Here is a 10,284-nt window from a genome sequence, read left to right as displayed (position 1 = left end):
GCAGGCGGCTTGGGCATGGGGGCCACTGCTGCTACTGACTCAACACCCCGCGTTCTGGGGTGGCCCCCGTGCTGGGGCCCGTCTCCCAGCCAGCGTGGGCAGTCCCAGGTGCTCCAAGATGGCGCGCTCCCCGCCACCTGTCCCGTGCGGACGCGGCAGCACTGGCTCGCCACCGCGGCGATCACCAGCGGCCCGCTGTTCCGGGCCGTCAACCGCCACGGTCACGTTTCCCCGCGGCGCCTCGACGCAGGCACCGTCACTCGCATCGTCCCGAGGTCAGCGTCCGCAGGTGGCATCAACCCCAGTTCCGTAGCTGGCCACTCGCTTCGAAGCGGGCTCATCACCACCGCCATCCGAGCGGGAAAGAGTCTTCCCGCCATCATGGCGCACACCGGCCAGCGCTACGCATAACGCATAAGAAGGATAGGGGCAGTGTTGAAGGGCACGGGCGAGAGCAGAGAGGCAGAGGAGGGCTGCTGACGAGTGCCGGAGGGCCGAGTGCCACGTCGGTGTGCCCACCCCGCAGCCCTATAGGGTAACGACAGACAGCGCTTCCGGCCAGGGGCGGCGCACGAGGCGTGCCCGGTAGCATCGGGCCGCTCGAACGCTGGGGGATGCGATGAAGATGGTCTGTGTTGGCGGAGGTCCGGCGGGACTTTATTTCTCAATCCTGGCGAAGCTGTCCAATCCGAAGCACGACGTCACCGTCGTCGAACGCAACCCCGCGGGCGTGACGTATGGCTGGGGCGTGGTGTTCTGGGACGACCTGCTGGACGACCTCTACCGGAACGACCCGGTGAGCGCGCAGCGGATTGCCCAGGCCGCGGCGCGCTGGGACACGCAGGAGGTGCACCTGCGGGGCCAGTACGCGACGCACATCGGCGGCTACGGGTTCGCGCTGGGGCGCGACCGGCTGCTGGACATCCTCATCCGGCGGGCGAAGGGGCTGAGGGTGGACGTCCGCTTCCAGCACGAAGTCACGGACCTCTCCGCGCTCGCGGACGCGGACCTCATCGTCGCCTGTGACGGCGTCAACAGCCGGCTGCGCCAGCGCCACGCCCACCACGTCCAGACGCACGTGGAGGAGGGCCGGAACAAGTACATCTGGCTGGGCACCAACAAGGTGTTCGACGCCTTCACCTTCGCCTTCGCCTTCGAGGAGACGCCCGCGGGCTGAGCAGGTCGCCAGGGGCTCATCAAGCCCTGCAGCGCTCCGGCGCCCTCCGCGAGGACGTGCGCCTCGCGGAGGGCGGCGGTGGACTGCCCGGGACTACGGAACGACGTACAGGTCGCCGTTCGTCTGGGTGATGGCGCCCCCCACGACGTTGTAGACGTCGAAGAGGTCGGCGCTCTTGAAGCTCGCGCCCGCCGGCACCGGGGCCAGGAGGGGTGACGTCGTCAGCTGCGACTGCGTGGTGCTGACGAAGGTGTTGCCGGTGACCGTGACCAGGTTGTCCGCGGGCAGCGTGCCGCTGCTCACGCTGGTGTCGGGCCGCAGCCACATGCCCGCGAGGAGCTGGTTGAAGGCGGCCGAGTTGTGGAGCGGCGTGCTGGTGATGTTCACGCTGAGCGCCGTGTCACCGGCGTTGGCCGCGCTGCTGACCGTGCCCGCGAGGGAGACGAACGGGGTGTAGCCGCCCGTGGCGTAGTGCGTCTGGTTGTTGTTGTTGATGAGCAGCTGGCCGTGGTTCACGCCGCTGTGCTTGAGGAACACCGTGCCCGCGCCACCGTCGGTGTACGTGACGTTGATGCCGGTGCCGCCGCGCGCCTGGAGCTGCGCGCTGCTCGTGGGGAACGGATAGCTCACGGCCCCGACGAAGCTGGAAGCGTCTCCCGTGCTCACCAGCGCGATGCGGCCACCACCACCCGCGCGCGTGCCGCCGCTCGAGCTGGAGAAATAGGCGTTCGCTCCGTTGGCGGAGACGGTGCCGTTCCAGCCCGTGGTGTCGAAGCCTCCGCAGCGCAGGGAGATGGAGCCTCCCGCCGCGCCGTACTGGGAGCCCGTGGTCACCGCGCCCGCCTTGATGAGGGACGTCCCGCCCAGCGTGCAGACCCCGGTGGCATTGAGCCGGAAGACACCGCCACCAGGGCTGCGGAAGCCCAGGTACGACGGCGAGCCGCCAACGGTCGTCGCCGCGCCGCCCGGATACCGGGGGTCGCGGTAGTCGTCGTAGACCATGCCCCGAACCGCGCCGGCCGCGTACCCGCCACCGACGCCGCCATGACCCGCGCCGTAGCCTCCCGCCGGACTGGCCGCGTTCGCGGGGCCTGTCGCCCCAAAGCCCCAGATGGTCGACGGCGCGCCCTGGGCATCCATCGCGACCGGGTAGCCCAGCCCCGCGACATCGACAGCACCGCCGGTGAGGCTGAAGGTCTCCGCGAGCGTCACGTTGAGGCTGGACACCTGCGCGGCGGCCGGCGAGGTCCTGAACAGCGGCAGGTAGTGCTTGAGCGTGCCCGCGGACTGCGTGTAGCGCGCCGCCTTGAGGGAGTTGGTGACCAGCGTGCCGCCACTCACGGTCACATCACCGGACGCGACGATGGCGGGCACCGTGATGGAGCCCGCCGACACCGTCACGTTGTCCGCGACAAGCGTGCCGCCTCCCAACGCGGGCAGGGCCTGGGTGGCCTGCACGACGTTCACCGCGCCGCCCGCGTACTCGATGCGGCCCGTCCTGCCGCTCGTCGTGTCGAAGAGCACCAGGCCGTTCACGGTCATCGTCGCCGCGCCGGAGTTCGTCGTGTTGCCCGACAGGACGTGGATGTCGCCGTTGGTCTCCAGCATCGCGTTGCCGAGCACGTCCAGGTGGTCCAGCACGTCCACGCTGCGGAAGAACGCACCGGCCGCGACGTCGGAGGGCACGGCGCTCGTCGTCAGGTTGCCCACCGCGTTGGTGGTGAGGCTCACCAGGTTCGACGGGTCGAGCAACGCCCCGCCCGCGGCGGTGATGTCCGGCCGCAGCCAGCCGCCCGCGAACACGCCGTTGTAGGAGGCGATGGTGGACGGGGTCGTGTTCTGGGTGAGCGCGGGGTTGTAGTTCAGCGGTGCGCCCGCGTTCTCGTAGTAGGTCGCGTTGAACATCGTGCTGGCGACGGAGACCGGAATGGCGGTGGCGCCCGCGGTGACGTTCGCCGTGACGGTGCCGGCCAGCGCGGGGAGCCGGGTGGTGCCCTCGTTCTGGTAATGCGCGGGCGAGTTGTTCGCGATGATGAGGTCGCCGTAGGTCAGCCCGCTGTGCTTGAGGTAGACGGTGCCCGCGCCACCGGCGCCCACCACGTAGCTGGAGTTGGCGGGTGCACCACCGAAGGCGTGGACCCGGGCGGTGAGGTTCGTGGGCGGGTAGCTCACCGTGCCCGTCAGGGTCGCGGCGTCACCGGTGCTGACCAGCGCGATGCGGCCACCGCCACCCGCGCCCAGCGGGATGGACGAGTTCCCCGCGCCAGCGCCTCCGTCCGCGCTGATGCTCCCCGTCCAGCCCGTGGAGACGATGGCTCCGCACCGGAGGTTGATGGAGCCGCCCGCGGCATTGAACGAAGCGGACGCGGCGAGGGTGGCGGTACCCGCCAGCACGCAAGGGCCCGTCGACGTGATGCGCACCACGCCTCCTCCGTGGGAGCCCGAATAGGTGTCGTTGGTGGCACCGGGGTACTTCGGATCGCGGTAGTCGCCGTAGGTCGTCCCCGCGTTGCCCGCCTGGTTGTTGTTGGCCTGCGAGATGTTCATGCGGTAGTTGCCGGAGCCCATGCCGCCGTGGCTGGCGCCGTACAGCTTGCTGGTGCCCGCGAGCGTCGATGCCGGCACACCATTGGGGCCGTAGCTGACCTGCCCCACGCCGCCGCAGGAGCCATCCGGGCGGCAGGTCATGCCGTAGCCCTTGTTGGTGGTGTTGATCGTGCCGCCCAGGTGGTTCCACGAGCCCGTGAGCACGTCGAGCTTGAACATGGCGGCGTTGGTGCCCTGGAGGTGCGTCACGGTGCCGCCCGTGATGAAGACGTCACCGAAGGTCTGCCCCACCGTCGTGGCGTCGAAGGTGACGGTGCCGCCGGTGATGTAGAGGTTCCGGCCGCCCGCGTGGCCGGAGGTGATGGTGACGTTGCCGGTGGTGACGGTGGTGCCGCACGCGCCGGTGCACCCCGCGCCGCCATCAAACAGCGCCGAGTCGAACGTGACGGTCGTCGTGTCCGGCAGCGTCGTGGTGCCGTTCGCGTCCGTGACGGTGGCGGAGAAGGTCGTGGGTACGGTCAGCGGCGTGGAGCTCCGCGCGGTGACGACATAGCTCCCCGCCCCTGAGTCCACGGCCGTCAGACACGCCGCACCCGGAGCATTCACGGTGCAGGCCGAGCTCCCCGTGCCGCCCAGCGTGACGAGTCCGTCACTGCTCAGCACCTCCACATGGAGCCCCGTTCCCAGGGGGTCACCGTTCGCGTCGCGCGGCGTGACGGTGAGGGTCACGAAGGCCAGCCCATCCGAGGGCGCGTTGCTTGCGGATGCAAGCAATTGCGGCTGCGGTGAAGTCAGACCCGCGCGCGAGGTCGCGGGGGCGCCAGATGCGGGCGGTCCGCTCTCCTCAGGCGGCGGAGGGGAACAACTGATGAACGCGGCGAGCACGAGCCAACCGGCTCGCGGACCTGCGAATGGCAGACGCATGGAATTCTCCCTTTGAGATGGAACAGCGGCCGGCTGGCAACGCTTCAACCCGGGCCGCTGAATGTCCGTATGCTTCAGCGGGGCTGTGTGAAGGAGGGACTCACTGGAAACATTCTTGACGCAATCTCGTCTTCCTTGATTTGACAGGAAACCCTGGGGACACTGGGACGCACCCACTTGATGAGGAGCCACGAGCATGAGCCCCCGTCCCACCTCGTTGATGCAAAGAATTGCCACCTTCGCGGTGATGGCCGCCTCCGGCGAGGTGTCATGGGCCGCCCTGTCGGGTCGCTCGTGGGTCACCTCCTCGGATCGCTGTCCCGATCAGCTCGACCAGCCCTGAGCGATCAGGAGTCGCGATCCGTTTGGCCGACCCGGATGCGGTCCGTTGACCCGGCCCCTGACGGCGCCAATACCTCGCCGTCCTGGACTCTTCGGGCGTGGAGTGCGCGAATGGACGACTGACGCGTCAGCCCGTCGCTCCGAGCGCACGCTGACGTGTCAACAGCGCGCCGTGAGCCGAATGCGCGCTGGAGCTCCCTCGATAAAACATGGCATGCGACTTGCTAATTATATATGTCGCATGAAAAGGAGGGCGCATTGCGCTTCGTGAGTGGAGTGGTTGTCGCGGTCAGCCTGCTGGGATGTGGTGGCTCGGAGTTGGAGAGAGCGGAAGTCGATGCGACGGGCCGCATGGACCAGGCGATTGTGGGAGGGAACGAGGCACGTCCTGGTAGCCATCCGTGGATTATCAGCCTGCAGCAATACGGAAGTCACTTCTGCGGTGGTTCTCTCATCAGGGTTGGCAACCGGGCGGAGAGCGATATCGTGCTCACTGCAGCCCATTGCATCTACGACGGAACATCCAGACTGACTGCCGTCGCGGGGGCTCATGATTTAGCTTCCCCGTCGTCCACGCAGCAGGTGGTCTCCGCGACAAAGACTGTCTACCATCCGGCGTACAACCCGGACACGACGGTGAATGATATCGCTGTCGTCGTGCTCGCCAAGCCCATCAAGTTCAGCGCCACAGTCCAGCCTGTGTGTCTCCCGTGGGACACGGTCTCGGCGGGCTCGCCTTCGTGCGGCCAGAGTTCTTCCATGCGCCCCACCCTTGTCTCTCAGCCCTCGTTGGCTGAACCCCCGCGCAACCCTGTGGGGCTCGTGCCTGGGGAGGCGTCGGTCCCGGCGGAAAACACGATGATGATCGCCGCGGGATGGGGCCTGACCAGCGAGGGGGGGGCGGCCTATTCCAACGTCTTGCTGCAGGTGGGGGTTCCCATCGTGGGCTCTGCGGCCCTGGCAAGACAGTACAGTTCACAAGGCATCACCATCTTTCCAGAGGCGATGCTCGGGGCTGGGTACGCGCAAGGCGGTAAGGATAGCTGCCAGGGAGACAGCGGAGGGCCGCTGGTCGCGAAGGCCCTTCCCGGATACACGCTCTACGGAATCACGAGCTTCGGCATAGGCTGCGCGAGGGCGGGCTCTCCCGGCGTCTATACTCGGGTCTCCAACTACCGTTCTTGGATTAACGCGCAGATCGCAAACAACAGCCGCGTGCAGTAGTTCTGATGAGCCGTGGTTTGGCGGCGCCAAGGGAGAAGTGGCTCCGCCTGCCAATTGCCCCTGAACTGGAGTGGGGGCGGCAGCTCCAGCCGGGTGAACAGGCGCCACAGGGCCCAGCCCGCCACCAGCACCAGCAGCGAGGCCACGACGCACACCGGCGCGGCGTCCGGCCCCGTCACCGGCATCGCTCGAGATGCGGACGCGCCTCCACCGCGAGCGCCGCTCGTTCACGCTGTATTTCGAGCCCCTCGGCGGACACGTGGAGGGACTGACGGGCACGGTCGACTCCTCCATGCCGTGAGCAAGCGTCGGCGCCGGGGGCCATCCCCCTACCGGTAGTCCACGTGCAGGGCCGGGACGTAGTCGATGGAGCCGCCCGTCTGCTCGAGGCTGCAGTAGCTCGTGACCTGGTTCTGGTTGTCCCAGTTCTGCCCGCCCCAGTTCGGCACGCGGTCCGTGATGGGGGACTGCCCCACGTAGAGGCCGTTCGAGGGCCAGGTCCCGCTCGCCCAGTTCTTCACGACCGTCGTCACGTCCCAGGCCTGCGCGCCGCCGGCCGTCGGCGCCGGCAGCCACCACGAGCCTGCCGTGTAGACCTGCGGCAGCGTGTTGAAGGTCACCGTGGACGGGCTCCAGGACCCGGCGAGCGCCCGGACCAGGTAGCGCGCGTCGGACACGGGGTGTGGGGCGAGGGCACAGGGGTACATCACGAGCGCCGCCACGAGCACGTTCCTCCCCGAGAGCGCCGCCGTGTCGAACCGGAGCGCCGAGCCACCACAGTTGTGGAAGAGGGCCTGCCCGCCCGGGCCGATGGTCCAGGTGAAGAAGCAGCCCACATCATTCGGTCCGGAGGGCAGGGTCACGTTCTGGTTGGCGAGCAGCGCGGTGCTCTCCATCACGGTGGCGTCACCGGTGGTGCGCAGCACGGCGCGGGTCGCGGTGGTGAACGAGACTGCGTTGGAGGGCGCGGAGCTCGTCGTCCCCTTCACCGCGCGCACGCGCATCCAATAGGCCGTCGCGGGCGTGAGGCCGCTCACGCTCGTCATGGTCATGTTGGCGCCGAGGCGGAAGGCCTCGGTGAAGGGCCCCGCCGCCCCGGTGGCGTACTCCACGGAGTACCCCGTCTCGTCCTGGGCCACGTCGGTCCAGGCGAGGCTCACGCTCGTGGCGGAGGTGACCGTCGCGGTGAGCCCGGTGGGCGTGGCGATGACGACAGGCGGCACCGTCGTCGCCGAGACTGGCGCCGTGTAGCCCGAGGGCGACCACGGCGGCCCGGAGGGCGTGGGGGCGAAGAGGGGGAGCGTGCGGAACCGGTAGTGGTAGAGGGTGCCCGGCACGAGGCCCGTGTCATCCCACGTACCGTTGGGCGGCCCGCCGAAGACGAAGTTGCCCAAGCGGGCCACCTCGGCCCAGGGGCCGGTGGCGGACGGCGCGCGCTCGATGGCGACGCCGCCGCAGATGTTCCAGGTCCAGCCGAGCCGGAGCGAGGTCTGCGACAGCGCGGAAGCCGACGTGCCCTCCGTGGACGGGCAGAGCGTGCCGATGACGATGGGGCCGTTGTAGACGGAGACCTGCACCCAGGCGGAGGCGCCCGCGACCCCCACGGCCCGCACGCGGTAGTTGTTGGTGCCGAAGACCGGGCTCTCGTGTACCCAGCCGGTCGAGCCCGCGGGGAGCGTGACGGTCGAGCCCCAGGTGATGAACTCGCTGGAGTACTGCACCTCGTAGGCGGTCTCGTCGGTCGCGGCGTCGGTCCAGGAGAGCCGCGCCACGCCGGCGGACGCCACCACCTCCTGCACGCCGGTGAGGCCGGTCGGCGCGTTGGGCGGCACCGCCGCGGCCGTGCTCACACCCACGACGGAGGTGAACGCCGACGCGCTGGCGCCATTCACCGCGCGCACCCGGTAGAAGTAGGTGCTCCCGGTGGCGAGGCCCATATCGCCGTAGCCCAGGGCCGAGGCAGGTGGGCTCGCGATGAGCGCGAAGGGCCCGCCGCTCGCAACGGAGCGCTCGACCTCGAAGCCGGTGAAGGCTCCGGACGGCGGCATCCAGCTGAGCTCCACGCCCTGGGAGCTCGTGGCCCGCGCGACGAGGTTCGTGGGCACGGATGGCGCTGCCACGCCGCCGTCGTCTCCTCCGCCGCCGCCGTCTCCTCCTCCGCCGTCTCGTCCACCCCCGTCGCCGCCGCCTGCTCCACCACCGTCTCCTCCGTCCCCGGCGACTCCCCGGCCGCCGTCTGCGTCTCCATCGCCGTCCCCGTCGGTGGGCCCGCCACCGCACGCGGCAAGCGCCACGAGCGAGACCAGAAGGAGTGCACGGCAGGTGCGGGGCGAGGCGCGAGGCATGGAGACTCCGGTGGAGAGGAACATCATGGCCGACTATTCCCCTGGCCCGCGGCACGGGGGAGGTGCACTCGCGACAAGTCGGCTGGGCCACCCCTGAGCGGGGGTAGGAGGCTGGCTCACCTTCACTCCACCGCGAGCGAAGCGGCCGCCCGCGACGTATCGTGTGGCCACGCCGCCAGCGACCGGAGCAGCCGTGGCCCCCGGCATCCCCACCATCACCCTCGACCCGCGCTCCAACCGCCCGGTCTACCTGCAGATTGCGCATGCGCTCATGTCCGAGATTCACCGCGGCCGGTTCCGGCCCGGCGACGCGCTCCCGGGCTACCGCACGCTCGCGCAGGGACTGGGCGTGTCCCGCAACACGGTGATGGCCGCGTACCGCGAGCTCGCCGACGAGGGATGGCTGGTGGCGGCGCCGGGCGAGGGGAGCACCGTCGCACCCACGCCGCCGCGGCGCCTTCCGGGCGCCTCCGAGACTCCGCCCGGACCCGCGGCGGAGCTCACGGGCGCCGGCATGGGCTTCGACCTCCGCCGGCCCCCAGACCCCGCGGTGCCCGACGCCGCCCGCAATCTGCTCCGCGTCGCCACCGGCAACCCCGACCCGCGCCTCCTGCCTGGCGCCGCGCTCGCGCGGGCCTACCGCCGCGCGCTCACCGTGAACCCGCGCGGCACGCTCGCGGTGGACGACCCGCAGGGCCACCCCACCCTGCGCGAGGCGCTCGCGCGCACGCTGCGCGCGGCCCGCGGCGTCGCCGCCGCGCCGGAGCGCCTGGTGGTCACCCGCGGCGGGCAGCTGCCGCTGGCCCTCGTTGCCCACGCCCTGCTCGGGCCAGGCGACGCGGTGGCGGTCGAGGCGCTCGGCGCGCGGGACGCGTGGGAGGCCTGCGCTCGCGCCGGCGCGCGCTGCCTGCCGGTGCCGGTGGACGCGCAGGGGCTGGACGTGGACACCCTCGAGCGGCTCCTCTCGACGGAGCGGCTGCGCGCGGTGCTCACCACCCCGGTGCGCCAGTACCCCTCGGTGGTCGCGCTCTCGCCGGAGCGCCGGGCGCGGCTGCTCGCCCTCGCGGCGCGCCACCGGTTCGCCGTGCTGGAGTCCGAGCACGACGCCGAGTTCCAGTTCGAAGGAGCGCTGCCCCCGCCGCTCGCCGCGGAGGACCGCGCGGGCGTGGTGGTGCTGGTGGGCTCCCTCTCGAAAATCTTCAGCCCCGGGCTCCGCCTCGGCTTCGTCCACGCGCCCGCGCCGCTCGTGGCGCAGCTGCGCTCCGCCCGCGACGCGCTCGACCGCCACGGTGACCCCGCGCTCGAGCGGGCGATGGCGGAGCTCCTCGAGGACGGCGAGATCGAGCGCCACCTCAACCGCATGCACCCCCTCTACCGCCACCGTCGCGACGTGCTCGCGAACGCGCTCTCGGAGCACCTCGGCGCCGCGCTCACCTTCGACCCGCCCACGGGCGGCCTCGCCCTGTGGGCCCGCACGCGAGAGGGGCTGGACGTGGACGCCTGGGCGCGGCGCGGCCTCGAGCGCGGGGTCGCCTTCCAGGCCGGCCGGCAGTTCGCCTTCGACGGCGGCGCCGTCCCAGGGCTGCGCATCGGGTTCTCCAACTACGGCGACGCGGAGCTGGTCGAGGTCGCGCGGCGGATGGCCGAGGCCCTCCCGGAGGGGCAATGACGGTGGAGCTGCAGCCGCTGGACGGGCGCGTCGTGCTCAAGGGACTGCTCGGGGAG

General features: G+C 70.6%; 6 protein-coding genes. 4 read left to right on the top strand and 2 right to left on the bottom strand.

Going from position 1 to position 10,284, the window contains the following annotated elements; translation table 11 throughout:
- Positions 1-619 precede the first annotated feature (619 nt).
- The gene (locus D7V97_RS33220; RefSeq protein ID WP_199729020.1) at positions 620-1,177 is read left to right on the top strand and encodes a hypothetical protein; all 558 of its coding nucleotides are present in this window, start codon (positions 620-622) and stop codon (positions 1,175-1,177) included.
- Positions 1,178-1,270: 93 nt separating this feature from the next.
- Here the strand turns inward: D7V97_RS33220 and D7V97_RS33215 are convergent, their stop codons facing one another.
- Positions 1,271-4,453 (bottom strand): hypothetical protein, encoded by a 3,183-nt coding sequence (locus D7V97_RS33215; RefSeq protein WP_120614632.1) that lies wholly within the window; start codon positions 4,451-4,453, stop codon positions 1,271-1,273.
- 391 nt (positions 4,454-4,844) lie between these two features.
- On the opposite strand from D7V97_RS33215, the gene D7V97_RS44895 reads away from it, so the two are divergent.
- Complete coding sequence (locus tag D7V97_RS44895) at positions 4,845-4,991, top strand: hypothetical protein (protein ID WP_158623506.1); 147 nt, start codon at positions 4,845-4,847, stop codon at positions 4,989-4,991.
- Positions 4,992-5,257: 266 nt separating this feature from the next.
- Positions 5,258-6,214, top strand: a complete 957-nt coding sequence (locus D7V97_RS33210; protein WP_233583382.1) for a serine protease — start codon at positions 5,258-5,260, stop codon at positions 6,212-6,214.
- Positions 6,215-6,543: 329 nt separating this feature from the next.
- Here the strand turns inward: D7V97_RS33210 and D7V97_RS33205 are convergent, their stop codons facing one another.
- Complete coding sequence (locus tag D7V97_RS33205; RefSeq protein WP_199729019.1) at positions 6,544-8,334, bottom strand: fibronectin type III domain-containing protein; 1,791 nt, start codon at positions 8,332-8,334, stop codon at positions 6,544-6,546.
- A gap of 418 nt (positions 8,335-8,752) precedes the next feature.
- Here D7V97_RS33205 and D7V97_RS33200 point away from each other — a divergent pair, with 418 nt between their 5' ends.
- Entirely contained in the window at positions 8,753-10,228 is a 1,476-nt protein-coding gene (locus D7V97_RS33200) for a PLP-dependent aminotransferase family protein (protein WP_233583381.1), read from the top strand.
- The last annotated feature ends 56 nt before the right edge of the window (positions 10,229-10,284 follow it).

Origin of the sequence: Corallococcus sp. CA053C, from assembly GCF_003611675.1 — a bacterium.
Classification (GTDB): Bacteria; Myxococcota; Myxococcia; order Myxococcales; family Myxococcaceae; genus Corallococcus.
This window is presented reverse-complemented; position numbering and strand designations above follow the sequence as displayed.